Source organism: Rickettsia lanei, from assembly GCF_056242675.1.
The window spans coordinates 260,605-279,943 of record NZ_CP172233.1 but is presented as its reverse complement, the minus strand read 5'-3'; the positions used below and the strand labels follow the sequence as shown (position 1 = coordinate 279,943).

Sequence of the window (19,339 nt, the reverse complement as noted above, 5' to 3'; positions counted from 1 at the left end):
TCGTTGTTTCATATTTTTTGATCCTCACGTGCTAGTATATACGCTGTCAAAAAATATGAAACGCCTTGCTCTTTTCCACATTAAACTGCGTCTATCTGTTCTTCATTTTATTTGTATTATATTTTTTAACAAAAGAAAAAATCATGACAAAAAATATTGGAAAAATTACTCAGATTATTTCAGCGGTGGTGGATGTAAAATTTACGAATAACGGTGAGTTACCGGAAATTTTAAATGCTCTAGAGTGCTATAACGATAAACAAAGGATAGTCCTGGAAGTAGCACAACATATAGGTGATGATACAGTGCGTTGTATTGCTATGGATTCTATGGAAGGGTTAGTGCGGGGCGTAGAAGTAATAGATACAGGCAGTCCTATTCGTATTCCTGTAGGTACTGAGACGCTTGGGCGTATTATGAATGTTGTAGGTGAGCCGATTGACGGTAAAGGAGACATTAAAAGCTCAAATATTTCTTCTATATATAAGCCTGCTCCTGATTTTACCAATCAGTCAACCGAGCGTAATATATTAGTCACCGGTATTAAAGTTATTGATTTACTTGCTCCTTATACTAAAGGCGGTAAAATAGGACTATTCGGTGGTGCAGGAGTCGGTAAAACCGTGCTTATAATGGAGCTTATTAATAACGTAGCTAAAGCACACGGCGGTTATACGGTATTTGCAGGAGTTGGTGAGAGAACTAGAGAAGGTAATGATCTTTACCATGAAATGATTGACTCGGGTGTTATTAACCTTGCAGAGCCTGAAAAGTCAAAAGTAGCTTTAGTTTATGGACAAATGAACGAGCCGCCGGGAGCAAGGGCAAGAGTTGCGTTAAGCGGTCTGACCATTGCCGAGAGTTTTAGAGATATGAATGAAGGGCAAGATGTTTTGTTTTTTGTAGATAATATTTTCCGTTTTACTCAAGCAGGTTCTGAAGTATCGGCGTTACTCGGTAGGATTCCGTCAGCGGTAGGGTATCAGCCTACTCTTGCAACCGATATGGGCGCACTACAAGAGCGTATTACCTCTACTAAGCATGGCTCAATAACTTCCGTGCAGGCTATATATGTACCGGCGGATGATTTAACTGATCCTGCTCCTGCTACTTCTTTTGCACATTTAGATGCTACAACGGTACTTAGCCGTCAGATAGCTGAGTTTGGGATTTATCCGGCAGTTGATCCGTTAGATAGTAATTCGCAGGTACTTGATCCGATGATTGTTGGTGAAGAACATTATAGTGTAGCAAGACAAGTGCAGCAGGTTTTACAAACTTATAAATCGTTGCAGGATATTATCACTATTTTAGGTATGGATGAGCTATCCGAAGAAGATAAACTAACCGTGGCACGTGCTAGAAAAATACAGCGTTTCTTATCGCAGCCTTTCCATGTCGCTGAAGTATTTACCGGAGCTGCAGGCAAATTTGTTAATCTAGCCGATACTATCGCAGGCTTTAAAGGACTTGTAGAGGGTAAATACGATGATTTACCGGAAGCTGCTTTTTATATGGTCGGAACTATAGACGAGGCTATAGAGAAGGCGCAAACGTTGAAGTGACGTTGATGTCATTCCCGCGTAGGCGGGAATGACGTAGTAATTTTACTATATTATTCTATGAACGCAACAATTCTAGTCAAAATAATTACTCCCTTAAGTATTGCATTGGAAAAGCAAGCAAAAATAGTAACAATGTCGGGTGAGGAGGGTATGTTTGGAGTGCTGCCGAGTCACGTTCCGATGATTGTTAGTTTAAAAGCCGGTTTAGTGCAGGTTTATATAGATGATATGCATAAATCCGAAAACACTTATCTTATTTCCGGCGGTGTAACCGAAGTAACGGCAAATTATATTAATATAGCTACGGAAACGGCTATTAACGTTACGAATTTAAGTGAAGCGGAAATAGCAACTAAGCTTCTCGATCTTCAAAAAACTTTATCAGATCAACATTAATTTGTTTGAAAAATCTACGTTTTGGGATAAGGTTATTTTAATGTCATGGCAAGGCTTTTTTCCGTCATTGCGAGGAGCGAGAAGTGATGCGGCAATCTTGTCAAACTTCCTGAGATTGCCAAGCAGTTCTACGGCTGCTCGCAATGACGATGTTTATTCCACATAATCAAGTGAGAAACAAATGTCAGAAGTACATAATTCAGAATATATACAAGAGTTATCAGTTGATAATACTTCATACAAAATTTACGATATAAATAAAGCGGCAAGCGATGTAGATCTTCCCTTAAAAAAGCTTCCATATAGTTTAAGAGTATTATTTGAGAATGTATTACGTTCTAATGGTTCAAAGCAAAGCTTACTTTTATTTAAAGAATGGCTAAAAACTAAAAAATCTGATGCGGAAATAGATTTTATGCCGGCAAGAGTTTTGATGCAGGACTTTACTGGTGTGCCTGCTATTGTAGATTTGGCGGCTATGCGTGATGCGATGCAGAAAATAGGAGGTGATCCATTAAAAATTAACCCGCTTATTCCTGTTGATTTGGTAATAGACCATTCCGTAAGCGTTGATTCTTATGCAGCTAAGGATTCATTCAATAAAAATGTTCAAATGGAAATGAAACGTAATATAGAGCGTTATGCATTTCTTAAATGGGGGCAGCAAGCATTTAATAATTTTAAAGTAGTGCCGCCGGGTACGGGTATTTGTCATCAGGTAAATTTAGAATATTTAGCAAAAGTCGTGTGGCATAAAGACGGCACCCTTTATCCTGATAGTTTAGTTGGAACGGATAGCCATACAACTATGGTAAACGGTTTATCGGTGCTTGGTTGGGGAGTCGGCGGAATAGAGGCAGAAGCTGCCATGCTAGGTCAACCTCTTACTATGATTCTGCCGGAGGTAATTGGGGTAAAACTAACAGGAAAATTAACAGGTATAGCTACCGCAACCGATTTAGTTTTAACCATTACCGAGATGTTGCGGAAAAAGAAAGTAGTAGGTAAATTTGTCGAGTTTTTCGGTGAGGGTCTTAAAAACCTAATGATTGCCGATCGTGCTACTATTTCTAATATGTCGCCTGAATACGGTGCTACTTGCGGCTTTTTCCCGATTGATCAAGAAACTATAAAATATCTAGAGCTAACAGGTAGAGAAAAAACGCAAATCAGATTAGTAGAGCAATACGCAACCGAGCAGAATCTTTGGTATGATTTTGAACATGCGGTAGAATATACTGAGGTTTTAGAGCTAGATTTATCTATGGTACATAGTTCACTTGCCGGTCCAAAACGTCCGCAAGATCGAGTAAACTTAAATGATGTAGCAAGTAATTTTAAATATGAATTACCGAATTTTGCTTTAGAAAATAAAGACATTGATAAAAAATATGCCGTAGCAAATCAGAATTACGAAATTGGTAACGGCGATGTGGTAATTGCAGCAATTACTAGCTGTACTAATACTTCTAATCCTGCGGTTATGATTGGTGCAGCACTTCTTGCTAAAAAAGCACTAGAACACGGGTTAAAGGTAAAACCTTGGGTTAAAACTTCTCTTGCTCCTGGTTCAAAAGTCGTAACGGAATATTTGAAGCTTAGTGGTCTTGATAAATATTTAGATGAATTAGGGTTTAATCTAGTAGGTTACGGCTGCACTACTTGCATCGGTAATTCCGGACCTCTAAATCCAGAAATAGAGGAAACTATTAACAAAAACGGGTTAGTTGTTGCTTCTGTTTTATCTGGTAATAGGAATTTTGAAGGGCGAATTAATCCGCTTACTAAAGCAAGCTATCTCGGCTCGCCTATTTTAGTCGTAGCATATGCACTTAGCGGTACTCTTAATATAGATCTAACAAATATGCCCATAGGAGAAAATATTTATTTAAAAGATCTTTGGCCAAGCAAAGAAGAGATAGATGAAGTTATTGCAAATTCAATTAATTCCTCTATGTTTATAGAAAAATATTCTGATATATTTAGCGGAACGACAGAGTGGAAAGATTTACAGGTTACTAATAGTGCTACTTATAACTGGAATAAGAATAGTACCTATATTAATCATCCGCCTTATTTTAAGGATATAGGCAGCAAGAATAATATACACGATATAAAATCTGCAAAAATTCTAGCAATTCTCGGTGATTCTATTACTACCGATCATATTTCGCCGGCAGGTAGTATTAGTAAAACCAGCCCTGCTGCTAAATATTTAACGGACCATCATATAGAGCCTCTAGATTTCAACTCTTACGGATCACGTAGAGGAAATCATGAAGTAATGATGCGTGGCACATTTGCTAATATTCGTATAAAAAATGAGATGTGTGAAGGTATAGAAGGCGGGTTTACCATAAACCAGTTAAACGGCACGCAGCAAACTATCTACGATGCAGCTATGGACTACAAAGCTCATGATGTATCGGTAGTGATTTTTGCAGGTAAAGAATATGGCAGCGGCTCATCTAGAGACTGGGCAGCAAAAGGACCTGGTTTGCTTGGTGTAAAGGCAGTGATTGCCGAGAGCTTTGAGCGAATACATCGCTCAAATTTAGTAGGTATGGGTATTTTACCGCTAACTTTTACCGGCAATAATACAAGATTAGATTTAAAGTTAGACGGTTCAGAAACTATTGACATTACAGGCTTAAGCAAGAATATAAGCTCTTATCATCCTGTTAAATGCGTGATAAAAAAACAAACCGGTGCAATAAGAACAATCGATTTAATATTGCAAATATTTACGGATAATGAGATAAATTATATAAAGCACGGCAGTATTATGCATTTTGTGGTAGAGAGTTTAAAGGGGTAGTTTGCTGGTATCGTCATTGCGAGGAAATTGCGTAGCAATTGTACGTGCGTAATATTGGGAGTTTGTTATTATTTTATGAGATTGCCACGCAGTCTACGGCTGCTCGCAATGACAATTCAGATAGCCATGCAACAACGCCACATGGGAACGACATAAAGAGGTAAAAATATGGACAAGCATCTTAAAGAATATACCGAGAGCGGTAAGAAAAATTTAATTGTGGTATATATATTATATTTATGCGGGATCGTAGCTCCGATATTGCCATTAATCGGGGTATTTTTTGCATATCTTAACAAAGATAAAGGCGATAACTTTGCAATTAGTCATTACGTGTTTTTATTTCGTACTTTTTGCCTTGGGGTTCTTGGGTGGATTGTATGTTTTATATTTACGTTTATCATGATTGGAGTAGTACTATACGTTATACTCGCTGTTTGGTATATACTTCGTGTTGCCATCGGTTTTAAATATATGATAGAAGACAAAGCATACCCAAACCCTATGACTTATTGGATAAAATAAAAATGATAAAGCTGAACGTAGACGGTTCTGAAATAGAAGTATCAGAAGGTAGCACCGTTTATCAAGCCTGTACACAAGCAGGAAAAGAAATCCCTCATTTTTGTTATCATGAGCGTCTAAAAATTGCTGGTAATTGCCGTATGTGCTTGGTTGAAATGGAAAAATCACCAAAGCCTATAGCTTCTTGTGCTATGCCGGTAAGTAACGGTATGGTTATTCATACCGATACGCCGATGGTAAAAAAAGCACGTGAAGGGGTGATGGAGTTTTTACTGATTAACCATCCTTTAGATTGTCCTATTTGTGATCAGGGTGGAGAGTGTAATTTACAGGATCAGGCTTTCAGATACGGCAAAGGTACTAATAGATTCCACGAAAATAAGAGATCTATTAAAGATAAATATATGGGACCGTTGATTAAAACAGCGATGACTAGATGCATACAATGCACAAGATGTATTAGATTTGCAAGCGATATAGCGGGAATAGAGGAAATGGGAGCTATTCACCGTGGAGAACACATTGAAGTAACTTCATATTTAGAGCAAACTTTAGATTCCGAAATTTCCGGTAATATGATCGATATTTGTCCCGTCGGTGCTTTGAACTCTAAGCCTTATGCTTTTAAAGCTCGTAAATGGGAACTAAAACATACCGCTAGCATTGGAGTGCATGATGCCGAAGGCTCTAATATTCGTATTGATAGTAGAGGCGATGAGGTAATGAGGATATTACCTCGTGTTAATGAAGAAATAAATGAAGAGTGGCTTTCGGATAAGAATCGTTTTAGTTATGATGGTTTAAAATATCAGCGCTTGGATCGTCCTTATATCAGAAAAAACGGTAAGTTAGTAGAAGCTAGCTGGAGTGAAGCTTTAAAGACAGTAGCGGATAAAATAAAATCCGTAAAACCAGAAAAGATTGCTGCTATTGCTGGTTCTCTCTCTTCTGTCGAATCAATGTTTATGTTAAAAACATTATTGCAAAAGCTTGGCTCTAATAATTACAGCGTTAATCAGTTTGACTATAAACTAGATACCATGCAGCGAGGCAATTATTTATTTAATACTACTATTGCAGGGATAGAAAAGGCTGATTTATGTTTGCTAATCGGAGCAAATCCAAGGCAAATAGCTCCAGTATTAAATAGTAGAATAGGTATGCGAGTACGTGCCGACTCACTAAAAGTAGCAAGAATAGGTGGGGGGCATAACCAAACCTATAAAATTCAGGATTTAGGAAGTGATATTAAGATTATTGAGGGGCTAGCTATTGGTACTCATGAGTTTACGAAAGTCTTAAAAGCAGCAAAATATCTGATGATTATAGTAGGTGACGGTGTATATGCAAGAGATGACGGATATGCTATATTGTCGCTTATTCATAAGATAGTGACTGAATATAATATTATGCGTGATGATTGGAAAGGTTTTAATATATTGCATAATCACGCTTCTATAGTTGGCGGTCTTGATATTGGTTTTAATACTTCTATTAAGCTCGAAGAGTTGGAACTCGCTTATTTACTTGGAACGGACGCCATCCCATTTAATAAGCTGAAATCGACCTTTATAATATATCAAGGACATCACGGGGACGCAGGTGCTAGCAGTGCTGATGTAATTTTACCTGCGGCTGCTTATACCGAGCAGAGTGGAATTTACGTAAATTTAGAAGGTAGACCGCAAATAGCAGAAAAAGCAGTATCGCCTGTAGGGGTAGCTAAAGAAGATATAGCAATTATTAAAGAGCTTGCCGGTTATCTAAAAATAGATATCGGAATGGATAATTTGCAAGAAGTAAGAGTAAGACTTGCTAAAGAATATAAGGTATTTGCTAGTATTGATAGAATTATAGAAAATAAATTTAGTAAGTTTAGCTCTAAAGATAAGTTATCAAAAGAGCCTATAACTGCAGAACCTATTAATTATTATATGACTGACGTGATTAGTAAAAATTCGGTCACTATGGCTAAGTGCGTTGAGGCTAAGGAAGCAAGAGACAAGGAGGCGGCATGATGAAAAATATGCTATTCTCACCCCGTATGTCATTCCTGCAAAAGCAGGAATCCAGCTCTTTTTTTGTAAATTATTTTCTGGATTTTCACTTTTGCGGGAATGATATAATAAGAGTACAATCATGCTAGAACTCTTTTTTGAATATATTTTTCCGTTAATTATCATCGCTCTAAAGGTAGTTGCAATTACTATCCCTTTAATATTGTGCGTTGCGTATTTAACATATGCAGAGCGTCGTGTTATTGGATTAATGCAGCTTCGACGAGGACCTAACGTTGTCGGTCCGTTTGGATTACTTCAGCCTATTGCCGATGCGGTTAAGCTCTTATTCAAAGAGCCGATCATTCCAACCAATGCCGATAAAATATTATTTATTTTAGCACCGATGATAACTTTTATATTAAGTTTAAGCGGCTGGGCAGTGATACCCTTTGCAAAGGGTGTAGTTCTGGCAGATATTAATGTAGGTGTTTTATATATTCTTGCTATTTCTTCTTTAAGTGTTTACGGCATTATTATTGCTGGCTGGGCTAGTAACTCAAAATATGCTTTTTTAGGAGCTATACGTTCCTCTGCCCAAATGATTTCTTATGAAGTGTCGATGGGGCTGGTTATTATTACCGTGCTACTTACTACCGGTACTCTCAATTTAAGTGAGATCATTGAAGCACAAAGAACAATACCGTGGTGGATTGATTTAATGCTACTACCTATGGGTGTCGTGTTTTTTATCTCAGTGCTTGCCGAAACAAATAGATTACCTTTTGATTTACCTGAAGCAGAATCGGAGTTAGTTGCTGGCTATAATGTTGAATATTCCTCTATGGGATTTGCTTTATTTTTTCTAGGTGAATATGCTAATATGATATTAGTTAGTGCAATGACTACGACTTTCTTTTTAGGAGGTTACTTGCCGCCCTTTAATATATTGTGGTTAGATTGTATTCCGGGGTTTTTTTGGTTTGTATTTAAGGTCGGATTCTTATTGTTTTGTTTTTTATGGATTAGAGCGACCTTACCAAGATATCGCTATGATCAATTAATGCGACTTGGCTGGAAAGTATTTTTACCTCTAACTTTATTTTGGGTAGTGTTAGTATCAAGTGTGCTTGTTTATACAGATAATTTACCGAGTATTTAGGTGTTATTGTCATTGTTGCTTGATCGGTTTACCCGTCATTGCGAGGAAATTACTAAGTAATTGACGAAGCAATCTCAGGATATTTGACGAGATTGCCACGCAGCCTACGGCTGCTCGCAATGACAACTCGGTATCCATGCGGGTGATGCCCCGCAGAAATACATCGATCTTTAATATATAATTTTTATGATAAACTATTTAAAATCGTTTTTTCTATATGAGATAGTAAGGGGGATGGCTTTGACTTTAAAGTATTTCTTTAAGCCCAAAGTTACCATAAATTATCCTTATGAAAAAAGCCCTATTAGTCCAAGATTTAAGGGTGAACATGCCCTGCGTCGCTATGAAAACGGTGAAGAACGCTGCATTGCGTGCAAACTCTGTGAGGCGATTTGTCCGGCACAAGCGATAGTAATTGAAGCGGACGAACGAGAAGACGGCAGCAGGCGTACTACTCGTTATGATATAGATATGACAAAATGTATTTATTGCGGATTATGTCAGGAAGCTTGCCCTGTAGATGCAATAGTTGAAGGTCCTAATTTTGAGTTTGCAAGTCTAACTCATACCGCACTTATTTACGATAAGGAAAGATTACTGCAAAATGGCGATAGATGGGAACAGGCACTCGCTAGTAAACTACACAAAGATTACGAGTATAGGTAATATACTCGTTTAATTACTCTTCATTTATTCGGAATATATACGTATATTATGCTATTGTGATTTTGTTAATAGGTTCATTTCAAAAAAGTTAAATTAAAAAAATATATCATGAAAATTCGAACCTTGCATTCGAGATTGCATAAACCTTTGTAATTTAAGTATTGCTTTTCTTGTTTTTGACTTTTATTCTCTTAATTATAAAAACTAAAAAACTATATTCCTACTGGAATAAGAGAAACTCATAAAATATATAGTACTAATGAGCAATATTTAAAGCTAAAATCATATGATAAGGATTTATACAATTAAAAGCCTCCAAAAGAGCTAGAAGACAAGAGAATTAGTTATAAGAATAATATATAAAGTTACTAAAACACATGCTGTAAGTATAATAATTAATTGTTCAATTTGGATTATAGTTAGCCTTATATTTTTTATTGTACATTGGGAGATTTATAAAAATACGCAAAACAATAATAATTAATCAAGCCGTAATATCTGTGCAGATTTTATAGAGCTTTCTAGATGAGAGGATAGAAGAACAATACCGCCGCTATTTGCTTTCAGGACAATTAGATTATTGAGTAAAGCCCTATTTTCTTTGCTTAAATTAGTTTCAACTTCATCAAGTAGCCATAAGTCAGATTGGCAAGCAATAAGCCTTGCTATGGCTACGATTTTCTGCATTCCGCTAGACAAACTATAGCATTTTTTATCTAATAAGTCGTGTAATTTGAAGTAATGAATAGCAGCATATAGGGTTGCAGTGGAATTATAAATTTCTGACCAAAATTTTAGATTCTCAAAAACAGTCATTTCTGATTTTAGACCTAAATTATGACCGATATGAGTGCAGTAAAGTTTAGCGATATTGTTAATATTAAAGTTTCTATAGTAGATATTACCGCTACTCGGTTGCATAATTCCTGCTATCATTCTTAGCAACGAGCTTTTCCCACAACCGTTAGCTCCTTTTATATATGTTATAGAAGAAGGAAGAAAAGTAATATTGAGATCAAATAAGTTTTTAAATTGTAATTGATGAAGTGATAGCATGTCCTTGTCATACCGTAGCTTGACCACGGTATTCCATATAAAAGCAATTCAAAATACTAATAATGTTACTAGATATCGTGGTCAAGCCACGGTATGACATCTGTTGCTTTTTAATAAATTTAATTTTCATGATGCTCTTCTGATGTAGTCCGTTAATTCTGTATTATATTGTTGATTATTATGACCAATTCCAAATTTCTCACGAGCATCTCTTCAAGCTTCTTTATGATCTGATGCATCAGGATTTACCACATGACTTATATCTATGCCTGTTACCTTATTAGCTTCTTGACCTAGTTTTTTAGTTGCGTTATTTAACTCATGGTTTATTTTTTTAGTTTCTTTTGCTATTTTAAATCTCACTTTTAAGTTTTATAATTAGAGTAGCATTTATATTTTTTGTAAGCAATTAAAATTTTACCAGCAAATTTTCCACCGATAAGCTAAATACATTTAAAATAGAACTCGGCATTAGACCAAAGTAAATAATTAATAATATTAAAGGAGCTATTGAGATTATTTCGTATTTATATAAATCTCTGAAATGCATAATTTCTTTATTGGTAATTTCACCGAGCATTACTTCTTTGTATAATTTCAGCATATAAACCGCCCCGAAGATTATACCGAGAGCTGCTATAAAGGTTGCTACTACATTCACCTTATAAATCCCAAGCAGGCTTAAAAATTCTCCAATAAATCCACTAGTTCCGGGTAACCCGACAGAGCCGAGCATTGCAATCATAAAAAATGCGGCAAGCACCGGCATTTTACTTGCTACACCACCATATTTAGCTATTTCTTTTGTATGTAATCTTTCGTACAAAGTACCGACTATTAAGAATAGACATGAAGAAATCACACCGTGGCTAAGCATCTGAAATATTGCTCCGCTAACTCCAGCTTTAGTAAAGCTAAAAATACCTATCGTAACATATCCCATATGTGCAATAGATGAATATGCTATCATCTTCTTCATATCTTTTTGAGCAAGCGCAACGAGTGATGCATATATTATAGCAATAACGCTAAGGTAAAGTACATAAATTGCAAATTCTTGTGATACACTCGGACATAGAGGTAGTAATACTCTTAAAAAACCGTAACCGCCGAGTTTTAGCAAAATACCGGCAAGAATAACCGAGCCGCTGGTTGGAGCTTGTACGTGTGTATCGGGTAGCCAAGTATGAAAAGGAATAATAGGGATTTTAACGGCAAAAGCAATAAAGATAGCCCACCATAAAATTTGCTGAGCAAATAATGGAATATTATCGGTAAGCTGAAAGATATAGGTTAAATCAAAGCTATGTATTTTGCTATAAATATAAATTAATGAAAGTAGGAAAAATACAGAACCAAAGAACGTGTATAAGAAGAATTTAAGAGCCGCATATATTCTATTCTTGCCACCCCATACGCCGATAATAATATACATCGGCACTAATATTGCTTCAAAAAACAGATAAAATAATAGTAAATTTACCGAGGTAAATGCCCCTATACAAAAAGATTCCATTAATAAAAAACATACCAAGTATTCTTTAATATATTTTTTAACGGTAAATAAGCTTCCAATTATACAAATAAGAGTAAGAAAAGAAGTTAGAACCACAAAAAATATTGATATACCGTCAACGCCTACATGGAATTCAAGCCCGATCTTATCAAGCCAAGCGTAGCGTTCAACAAATTGATAAGCGGGGTTTGAGCAGTCAAACTCTATTAAAATATAGATAGTTGAGATGAATGTTAAAACAGAACTAAGCACTGCAACATACATTACATATATCGGTTTATCTGCTTTTTTACTTTGACTAATAAACAGCAAAATATATAGCACGCTTATTAGCGGCAGAAAAATACTGATAGATATAATAGGTAATTCTAACATTCTTTAAGATTTTATGAGTTTTTGTCCGTCATGGCGAAGCAAATTACGAAGTAATTGACAAAGCAATCTCAGGAATTTGTTATTATTTCATGAGATTGCCACGCTCTTTACGTTCGCTCGCAATGACGGTTTTAGTTTTTAACGCAAATAACATCAGTACATTATGTTTTTCCAAACAAAATAACTAATTGTTACAACAATAAATGATACTATATACAAAGCATAATTAGAAACATATCCTGTTTGTATTTTGCCGGTAAGAACGCTAAAGTAATTAACGACTCGTGAAAAACCGTTTGGTCCAAAACGATCGATTATTTGCTGATCGCCAAGATAAAATAAAGAAGCTAAACAGTTAATAGGTTTCACAATTAAGCAATTATATATTTCATCGAAGTAATATTTATTGCGTAATATGTTGGAAATTAATACAAGGGGTGTCATCCCGCGGCTTGACCGCAGGATCCAGGCGTTTTTAATATTTTTACTGGATTTCCGCGTTTGCGGGAATGACATAACAGTACTTGACTTATATAAGTAAATCCCAGTAACAATCCCCACTATACCGACTGCCATAGGTAGTAGCTTAATATATAAAGGCGGGTGGCTAATTAGTAATTTATAAATATGTAAATTAAATAGGCTTGCATGGAAATAACCGTTTGGTTTGTCCATAGCAAGTAAATAATAGCCGATCATACCGCTAAAAAAGCTCCCGGCGACAAGTAATATAAGTGGATTATTCATTACTTTAGCCGGTTCGTGAGCATGCTCAAAAACATCTTTTTCTAGCTTAGTTTTGCCATGAAATACCAACATAATAATCTTCATTGAATAAATAGCGGTAAGTATTGCTGCTGCTATTCCAAAAATAAACATAAACGAGCCGCTACTATAAGCCGCTTCTAAAATCGAGTCTTTAGAGTAAAATCCTGCCAAAGGATAAATCCCTATTAGTGCAAGTGAGCCGATTAAGAAGTTGCCATAAGTTACCGGCATTTTATTTCTTAAATCACCCATTTTAAAAATATCCTGCTCGTGAACGGCATGTATTACGCTGCCGGCTGATAAGAATAATAAGGCCTTAAAAAAGGCATGAGTTACTAAGTGAAATATTCCGCTATTATAGGCAGATACTCCGCACGCCATGAACATATAACCAAGCTGACTGCAAGTTGAGTAAGCAATAATCTTCTTGATATCGCTGTGCATAATAGCAATGCTTGCAGCAAAAAGACAAGTAACACCGCCGATAATCGTAATAAATTGTAGAATTAAAGGGCTATATTCAAATAAATACGAGCAGCGTGCTACTAAGAATACTCCTGCCGTTACCATGGTTGCTGCATGAATAAGTGCAGATACCGGAGTCGGTCCTTCCATCGCATCAGGAAGCCATACATGTAAACCGATCTGTGCAGATTTACCCATACAACCGATGAATAATAATAAACAAATAATGTCTAGAATGGAAAAATGTAAAAATATTTTTATATTAGATAATAATTCTGCAGATGACAATACATCTTTGTAATTTGCTGAGCCACAATAAACAATAATCGTCATTATGCCTAAGATAAAAGCAAAATCGCTGGCTCTATTTATTATAAAAGCTTTAATCGCTGCTTTATTAGCTGATTCTTTTGAATACCAAAAACCTATTAGTAAATATGAGCAAATGCCGACGCCCTCCCAACCGAAAAATAACTGTAAGAAATTATCGCTAGATACTAGCATTAACATAAAAAAAGTGAATAAAGAAAGAAAAGACAAGAAGCGTATAATCCCCTTATCTTCGGCCATATAGCCAAGCGAGTAGATATGCACGATGCTTGACACCCATGTTACGGTTATAAACATTATGCTAGTTAGCTGATCGATATAAATCGACCAATTTACTTTAAAATTTCCAACCTCAATCCATGATAATAATTTAATATGGATTATATTCCCATCTAAGCCTGCATCGCAAAATATTATTAATGAGAATAAGGCAGATAAAGATAAAAAGCCGGTTGCAATTACTTGCGCTAATTTTTTGTCTATTACCCTTACGAATAACCCGTTTATTATGCTAGATGCAAGCGGTAACATGATGATCATTATGCAAATATTTTGATACATCATTATCCCCACATCTGATTAATGTCGGTAATTTCAATGGAGCCTTTATTACGGAAATATATTAGTAATATTGCAAGCCCGATTGAGGTTTCGGCAGCTGCTACGGTTAAGATTATAATACTAAAAATTTGTCCCGATAATTCTTGCATATATACGGAAAATGCAACAAAATTTATGTTAACTGCAAGCAGCATTAACTCAATAGACATTAATATATTGATAATATTTTTGCGATGCATAAATAATCCAAACATTCCGATAGTAAAAACTAAGCTGCTTAAGATTAAATAATGATTAAGCGAAATATATTCATTCATATTTAATATTCTCAACACCTTTATTTAGAATAGGCTTTGTCATTAATACGGTATTTTCTTTATTGTGACGTAGTTGTTTTGATATATCTTGACGTTTTACTCCCTCACGCTTCTTTAGTGTTAACGTAATACATGCAATCATAGCGACAAATAATATAAGGCCCGCCATTTGAAACGGTAGCATAAAGTCTGTGTAGAGTACGCCTCCTATTGCTTTAGTATTTGAGATATTATTTGTTATGGTAAACGATACATTGGAGTTGAAATTAATATTTTTAGTACCAAGTAAAATAATTATTACTAAATCGGCAAACATAATCAAAGCTATTAAAATACTTAAAGCTAGATTTGCTTTTAGCTGCGTTATTGTCTTATTAAAATGCATATCTAGCATCATTATCACAAATAAGAATAATACTGCTATAGCTCCAACATAAATCACTATCAGCATCATAGCTAAAAATTCTGCTCCAAGCAAAATCATAAGCCCTGCACCGTTGATAAATGCAAAAATTAACCATAATACCGAATATACGGAATTTTTGCTTAAGACAACGCATACGCTACTGAGAGTTATTAATGTTGCAAATAAATAAAAAAATATAGGCATGGTGTTTATATAGGTTGTGTCTTATCTCTATTTTATCCTCGTAAAACTCGTTTTACAATATTAGGTTCTTTCTCAATAATCTTAAGAAGTAATTTTGCAGCTCCGGTAGGTAATCTTCTGCCTTGTTCCCAGTTTCTTAAAGTTGCAACACTCACTCCAAATGTTGTAGCAAATTGTTGTTGTGTTAATTTTAACTTATCTCTTGCTTCATGCACGTCTATATTAGATAATTTTATATCATGTTTATTTGCTTTTAATTTTCCTTTAGTGTATAAAACAGCCTCTTGCATGCCAATTAATATACTTTTGTCGGTTTGATTAGTATTTTTATTATTTATTTTTGCTGTGTCCGACATATAATTTTCCAATTCTTCAGTTAGTTTTTTTAATTCATTACAACTATTATGAGTAATATTTTCCATCTTACTTTTTATAAAACCGGTTATTAAAAATACCGACATATTTTCATTGTAGTAAAAATAAATTATTCTTATACTGCCACTTTTACCTTTATTATTACTACTTAAAGTAAATCATAACTTTCTTCTTATACCTCCAGTGCCTTTTATTATATCACCTTGGTCAGGATTAGCAGCAATGTAATGTATTATTTTAAAGCATTCTTTTTCATTTAAATTATTCTTAGCGAATTTTTGAAACTCTGGAAGCTCAACAACTGAAATCAGTTTTTTACTCATAATAATTATACGCCATTGGCGTAGGAGAATCAATAAATAATTTTTGTTTAGTATCATGGATACCGTGGCAAGACCACGGTATGACAGAGTGCAAATTGGCTACACCAACAAAGCATTAGAAGAAAATTTCTTGATCATCGGAATAAATAAGCTTTCTAGTTCTTTGCGTATTTCTTCCTTGTTTTCTACTTTTTGACCTTCTTTACTTAAAGTTAGCTCGCCTTTTTCTACATGACCAAGTACAGCCTCAATGATTGCTTTTTTATCATGTTTACCATCCATATATCTAAGTGCAAACTTCTCAAAGAAATTAACGCCGATCGGTTCATGTTTTAAATTTGTAACCCACATAGAAGGTGTATGGGTTGCTTGATGTATCACCATTTTTGTTGTTTTAGGCTTATCAAGCTCAGGGTTATTTCGATGCTTCTGATTTGTAATACTAATATAACCTTGTAGTACTAGCTTCATTGCATTATTTAAAAGCTCAGCTTTGATTTCGTTTAATTTAGTATTATGTAGCTTTTTATTAGCTTCAGTGGTTATTTGCTCAAAGCTTAACGGGTTATTTAGATTTTCGCTGAAAGTGTATAAAATAGCTTTCATATAAGGCGAACTAGTTGTTAAGTTAGAGTCTTGATTGCCGTTTAAGAAGAATTTTAAATTTTCGGAAGCATTATTAAGATCTACTTCTTTGAGTGGTTTTTCAGGCACTATATTAAAGATTATATTAAATTTCGTTATATCATCATTGTTAATATTTCTATTAATTTTCACATTACTATGACATAGTAAAGTGGTTCTAAAACGACGATTCGTAATGAAATCCATATATTGTTCGGTTCTAACTATATCGTTTACCGCTTTTAACTGCTCTACTACTTTCGGCGGCATATTACCGAGATACATAGTCGAAAGATTACAATCGGCTAAATATTGTAAATTGTGCTTTCTTGCTTCATTCATAAATTCATGGAAGTAGAATTGAGCATTTTCTTCTTCTAGATGATCATGACGTAAATAATGATCGGTTTGTTTAGCAAGTAGCCCTGCTTCGGTTTTTAATGCTTCTGCATAAGGAGTTTTAGAGTTTTCTAAGCTATCCTTAACAAATTCTAGTAACAATCTAGATTGAGCTATTCTATCCCGTACATTTGCAAATGAGCTAGAATGATACATCATCATATCTCTAATAGTACGGACCATATTCCAGCCAGGGAGGGTATTATAGCTAATATATGCTATTCCGTTTGGACTAAGATTTTTATTACAAACTTCAAAAATTTTATCTCTAACGGTTTTTGGTACCCAAGAAATTACACCATGGCAAATTATATAATCAAACTTACCGAAAGAATCGTTAATATCAGTTATCGAACAATGATGGAACTCTATATTTTTTAATCCTAGCGCTTTAACATTTTTATTTGCTTCGTCAATTTGTACCTTAGACAAATCAACCCCAACAAAATAAGCTTTTGGATAAAGAACTGCATGTGGTATTAAATTACCGCCTGCTGCACAACCAAGCTCTAATATTTTTGCATTCTCGACTTCAGGAGCATTTACACCGAAAAGAGTTGCAAGTGTACTTAAGTGATAAGGATTTGTAAGAGCATATGGGTAGCTTTCATAAGGTATTTCATCATAAGTGTTATGATCTGAAACCGCACCGTTAACAACGGATTGTGCGGAATGTGTTTTTTGTGCCATCTTATCATGACCGTTAGGGGTAGAAGAAGAGTTAGTAGCTTTTGGAGACATATTTTTCCCTTATATAGTTGAATTATTCGTGTCATCCCACGGGATGATGACATTGTAGCTTTCATATAAATATTTCACAGAATTATTAAAATGGCAATCTATAAGTAAATCCTATGCCAAATTCTCCAACGGCTATAGTTTTTTTGATAGGATTTGTTGGCACGAATTGCCCCGTTTTCATATCAAGCGTATCATAATTAATTCTTACTCTATATGCTGTTTGTAATTTTGCAGTTGCATCAATACTTAAATTTGAAGTTACATCTTGTGAAATTCCAAGACCTGCTTGCCAAGCAACACAATTTTTATGAGTTTTTCTTACTTTAAAATAATCGCTATTTATAACACTCCACCTAGAAGAGGTAGGCTTAACTTTTACTTGTGCTATTCCACCTCCAAGTATTACAAAAGGTGTGAAAGTTTTGATTTTTTCTAAATCATAAATAAGATTTAGCATATATATATTTGATAATACGGTAGTATTACCTGGGGTTTTAGGAATAGTGAGACCATTACTTAAATTTTGCTGAGGTAATACGTAATGCAGACTATATTTAGGTTGATAAGTTGCTGAGAATTCAATAGCTATCTGTGGATATATTATATAGCCTATTTTTCCACTATACATACTTGATTTTTTTAAAATTATTTCGGTATTTGAGTGTTTATGTCGGAATTTACTAACGACCGGTTCAATTATTCCGCCTTCTACTCCTATATAGAACCCTGTTTCTTTTGCGAAAGCAATGTTATTAAAAATGATGATAGTAATAAAAAATAATTTTAGTAATTGAGTCATTATAATTGCTTAAAAAATAAAAAAATATTATATACCCCCTTTATTAATGGTCAATCATATTTTTCCTAATTATGGAAGCAATTATACCAAATAGTAATAAAGTAATATTCACAGTGAACGCAACATATTCCGGAATCGCTATATAATGATGAATAAATATTTTAAAGCTGATAAATATTAAAATTAAAGCCAGAGAATATTTTATATAACTGAAACGTTCTACAATTTCTGCTAAACAAAAGAATAACGCTCTAAGGCCTAAAATAGCAAAAATATTTGAAGTATAAATTATATAAACATCATTAGTAATTGCGAATATTGCCGGTATACTATCTATAGCAAAGACTAAATCTATTGCTTCTATCAGTACTAGAGATATAAAAAGGGGGGTGCAATATAGTTTGTTATTACGTTTAACAACAAATGTATCCCCTTCAAGGTTAGGGGTAATATTTAGATTTTTTATTATTGACTTGTAAATATAAGAATTCTGTATATCAAAAGTTTTATGTGATACATAGAAAGTTTTTATACCTGTAGCAATAAGTATTACGGCAAAAATATATAATAACCAGGCAAATTTATTTATAAGAATAATACCGCCGTAAATCATTACGGCTCTGAATATTATTACGCCTATTATACCAAAAAATAAAACACGATGTTGATATTGCCAGGGAATTTTAAAAAATTGGAAAATAATAGAGATAACAAAAATATTATCAAGTGACATAGCTTTCTCAATGAGAAAGCAAGTATAATATTCACGAGCATGATCTGCCCCCGTATTATAGTAAACATAGATACCGAATAAACAAGCTATTACAATATAGAAAAAACTAAAAAGTACGCTTTCTTTAAAGCTCATTATGGTATTTTTTTTTTGTATTATTCCCAAATCGAGAATCAGTAAAGTAGCGATTACCGTATAAAAAATAATCCAACTCATTT

The 19,339-nt window shown here is 34.5% G+C and carries 18 protein-coding genes; 7 read left to right on the top strand and 11 right to left on the bottom strand.

The window, feature by feature from the left end:
• The first annotated feature begins 143 nt into the window (after positions 1-143).
• The 7 genes from atpD (at position 144) to nuoI (ending at position 9,129) form a co-directional block, all read left to right on the top strand.
• Positions 144-1,565 (top strand): F0F1 ATP synthase subunit beta, encoded by a 1,422-nt coding sequence (gene atpD / locus ACHBLB_RS01675; protein ID WP_475842174.1) that lies wholly within the window; start codon positions 144-146, stop codon positions 1,563-1,565.
• Between the two features lie 57 nt (positions 1,566-1,622).
• Entirely contained in the window at positions 1,623-1,961 is a 339-nt protein-coding gene (locus tag ACHBLB_RS01670; RefSeq protein WP_012151342.1) for a F0F1 ATP synthase subunit epsilon, read from the top strand.
• 181 nt (positions 1,962-2,142) lie between these two features.
• The gene (acnA, locus tag ACHBLB_RS01665; protein ID WP_475842172.1) at positions 2,143-4,779 is read left to right on the top strand and encodes an aconitate hydratase AcnA; all 2,637 of its coding nucleotides are present in this window, start codon (positions 2,143-2,145) and stop codon (positions 4,777-4,779) included.
• A 168-nt stretch (positions 4,780-4,947) separates the two neighbouring features.
• Positions 4,948-5,304, top strand: a complete 357-nt coding sequence (locus tag ACHBLB_RS01660) for a DUF4870 family protein (RefSeq protein WP_004997331.1) — start codon at positions 4,948-4,950, stop codon at positions 5,302-5,304.
• 2 nt (positions 5,305-5,306) lie between these two features.
• Positions 5,307-7,322 carry an NADH-quinone oxidoreductase subunit NuoG gene (gene nuoG, locus ACHBLB_RS01655; RefSeq protein WP_475842170.1) on the top strand — a complete coding sequence of 672 codons (2,016 nt, stop codon included), beginning with the start codon at positions 5,307-5,309 and terminating at the stop codon, positions 7,320-7,322.
• A 121-nt stretch (positions 7,323-7,443) separates the two neighbouring features.
• Positions 7,444-8,463 carry an NADH-quinone oxidoreductase subunit NuoH gene (gene nuoH / locus ACHBLB_RS01650; RefSeq protein WP_475842168.1) on the top strand — a complete coding sequence of 340 codons (1,020 nt, stop codon included), beginning with the start codon at positions 7,444-7,446 and terminating at the stop codon, positions 8,461-8,463.
• A gap of 186 nt (positions 8,464-8,649) precedes the next feature.
• Positions 8,650-9,129, top strand: coding sequence for an NADH-quinone oxidoreductase subunit NuoI (gene nuoI, locus ACHBLB_RS01645; RefSeq protein WP_012736832.1), 480 nt, complete (start codon positions 8,650-8,652; stop codon positions 9,127-9,129).
• A gap of 480 nt (positions 9,130-9,609) precedes the next feature.
• On the opposite strand, the gene ccmA is transcribed toward nuoI, so the two are convergent.
• The 11 genes from ccmA to ACHBLB_RS01590 form a co-directional block, all read right to left on the bottom strand.
• Positions 9,610-10,185 carry a heme ABC exporter ATP-binding protein CcmA gene (gene ccmA / locus ACHBLB_RS01640; protein ID WP_475842166.1) on the bottom strand — a complete coding sequence of 192 codons (576 nt, stop codon included), beginning with the start codon at positions 10,183-10,185 and terminating at the stop codon, positions 9,610-9,612.
• 213 nt (positions 10,186-10,398) lie between these two features.
• Positions 10,399-10,548: a hypothetical protein gene (locus tag ACHBLB_RS01635; protein ID WP_475842165.1), complete on the bottom strand. Its 150-nt coding sequence runs from the start codon at positions 10,546-10,548 to the stop codon at positions 10,399-10,401.
• A gap of 46 nt (positions 10,549-10,594) precedes the next feature.
• A complete protein-coding gene (locus tag ACHBLB_RS01630) occupies positions 10,595-12,076 on the bottom strand; it encodes an NADH-quinone oxidoreductase subunit M (protein WP_475842163.1) in 1,482 nt (493 codons plus the stop codon).
• Between the two features lie 153 nt (positions 12,077-12,229).
• Positions 12,230-14,203, bottom strand: a complete 1,974-nt coding sequence (gene nuoL, locus ACHBLB_RS01625; protein ID WP_475842161.1) for an NADH-quinone oxidoreductase subunit L — start codon at positions 14,201-14,203, stop codon at positions 12,230-12,232.
• Positions 14,203-14,517: an NADH-quinone oxidoreductase subunit NuoK gene (gene nuoK, locus ACHBLB_RS01620; protein WP_012151334.1), complete on the bottom strand. Its 315-nt coding sequence runs from the start codon at positions 14,515-14,517 to the stop codon at positions 14,203-14,205. The genes nuoL and nuoK overlap by 1 nt, the downstream gene beginning before the upstream one ends.
• Positions 14,510-15,127, bottom strand: a complete 618-nt coding sequence (locus tag ACHBLB_RS01615; protein ID WP_475842159.1) for an NADH-quinone oxidoreductase subunit J — start codon at positions 15,125-15,127, stop codon at positions 14,510-14,512. The genes nuoK and ACHBLB_RS01615 overlap by 8 nt, the downstream gene beginning before the upstream one ends.
• A 32-nt stretch (positions 15,128-15,159) precedes the next feature.
• Positions 15,160-15,588, bottom strand: a complete 429-nt coding sequence (locus ACHBLB_RS01610) for a helix-turn-helix domain-containing protein (RefSeq protein WP_475842157.1) — start codon at positions 15,586-15,588, stop codon at positions 15,160-15,162.
• 72 nt (positions 15,589-15,660) lie between these two features.
• Positions 15,661-15,882, bottom strand: a complete 222-nt coding sequence (locus tag ACHBLB_RS01605; protein ID WP_041472364.1) for a hypothetical protein — start codon at positions 15,880-15,882, stop codon at positions 15,661-15,663.
• 42 nt (positions 15,883-15,924) lie between these two features.
• Positions 15,925-17,589: a methyltransferase regulatory domain-containing protein gene (locus ACHBLB_RS01600; protein WP_475842155.1), complete on the bottom strand. Its 1,665-nt coding sequence runs from the start codon at positions 17,587-17,589 to the stop codon at positions 15,925-15,927.
• Positions 17,590-17,674: 85 nt separating this feature from the next.
• Complete coding sequence (locus ACHBLB_RS01595; protein ID WP_475842154.1) at positions 17,675-18,388, bottom strand: outer membrane protein; 714 nt, start codon at positions 18,386-18,388, stop codon at positions 17,675-17,677.
• Positions 18,389-18,431: 43 nt separating this feature from the next.
• On the bottom strand, positions 18,432-19,337 hold the full coding sequence (locus ACHBLB_RS01590; protein WP_475842152.1) for a TerC/Alx family metal homeostasis membrane protein: 906 nt from the start codon (positions 19,335-19,337) through the stop codon (positions 18,432-18,434).
• Positions 19,338-19,339: the final 2 nt, after the last annotated feature.

Excerpts from the sequence above, each read along its gene's own strand:
- ccmA (WP_475842166.1), bottom strand. The coding sequence starts at position 10,185 with ATGCTATCACTTCATCAATTACAATTTAAAAACTTATTTGATCTCAAT.
- acnA (WP_475842172.1), top strand. The coding sequence starts at position 2,143 with ATGTCAGAAGTACATAATTCAGAATATATACAAGAGTTATCAGTTGAT.
- nuoK (WP_012151334.1), bottom strand. The coding sequence starts at position 14,517 with ATGAATGAATATATTTCGCTTAATCATTATTTAATCTTAAGCAGCTTA.
- nuoL (WP_475842161.1), bottom strand. The coding sequence starts at position 14,203 with ATGATGTATCAAAATATTTGCATAATGATCATCATGTTACCGCTTGCA.
- ACHBLB_RS01615 (WP_475842159.1), bottom strand. The coding sequence starts at position 15,127 with ATGCCTATATTTTTTTATTTATTTGCAACATTAATAACTCTCAGTAGC.
- ACHBLB_RS01670 (WP_012151342.1), top strand. The coding sequence starts at position 1,623 with ATGAACGCAACAATTCTAGTCAAAATAATTACTCCCTTAAGTATTGCA.
- ACHBLB_RS01610 (WP_475842157.1), bottom strand. The coding sequence starts at position 15,588 with ATGTCGGTATTTTTAATAACCGGTTTTATAAAAAGTAAGATGGAAAAT.
- ACHBLB_RS01605 (WP_041472364.1), bottom strand. The coding sequence starts at position 15,882 with ATGATACTAAACAAAAATTATTTATTGATTCTCCTACGCCAATGGCGT.
- ACHBLB_RS01630 (WP_475842163.1), bottom strand. The coding sequence starts at position 12,076 with ATGTTAGAATTACCTATTATATCTATCAGTATTTTTCTGCCGCTAATA.
- atpD (WP_475842174.1), top strand. The coding sequence starts at position 144 with ATGACAAAAAATATTGGAAAAATTACTCAGATTATTTCAGCGGTGGTG.
- ACHBLB_RS01595 (WP_475842154.1), bottom strand. The coding sequence starts at position 18,388 with ATGACTCAATTACTAAAATTATTTTTTATTACTATCATCATTTTTAAT.
- ACHBLB_RS01660 (WP_004997331.1), top strand. The coding sequence starts at position 4,948 with ATGGACAAGCATCTTAAAGAATATACCGAGAGCGGTAAGAAAAATTTA.
- nuoI (WP_012736832.1), top strand. The coding sequence starts at position 8,650 with ATGATAAACTATTTAAAATCGTTTTTTCTATATGAGATAGTAAGGGGG.
- ACHBLB_RS01590 (WP_475842152.1), bottom strand. The coding sequence starts at position 19,337 with ATGAGTTGGATTATTTTTTATACGGTAATCGCTACTTTACTGATTCTC.
- ACHBLB_RS01600 (WP_475842155.1), bottom strand. The coding sequence starts at position 17,589 with ATGTCTCCAAAAGCTACTAACTCTTCTTCTACCCCTAACGGTCATGAT.
- nuoG (WP_475842170.1), top strand. The coding sequence starts at position 5,307 with ATGATAAAGCTGAACGTAGACGGTTCTGAAATAGAAGTATCAGAAGGT.
- nuoH (WP_475842168.1), top strand. The coding sequence starts at position 7,444 with ATGCTAGAACTCTTTTTTGAATATATTTTTCCGTTAATTATCATCGCT.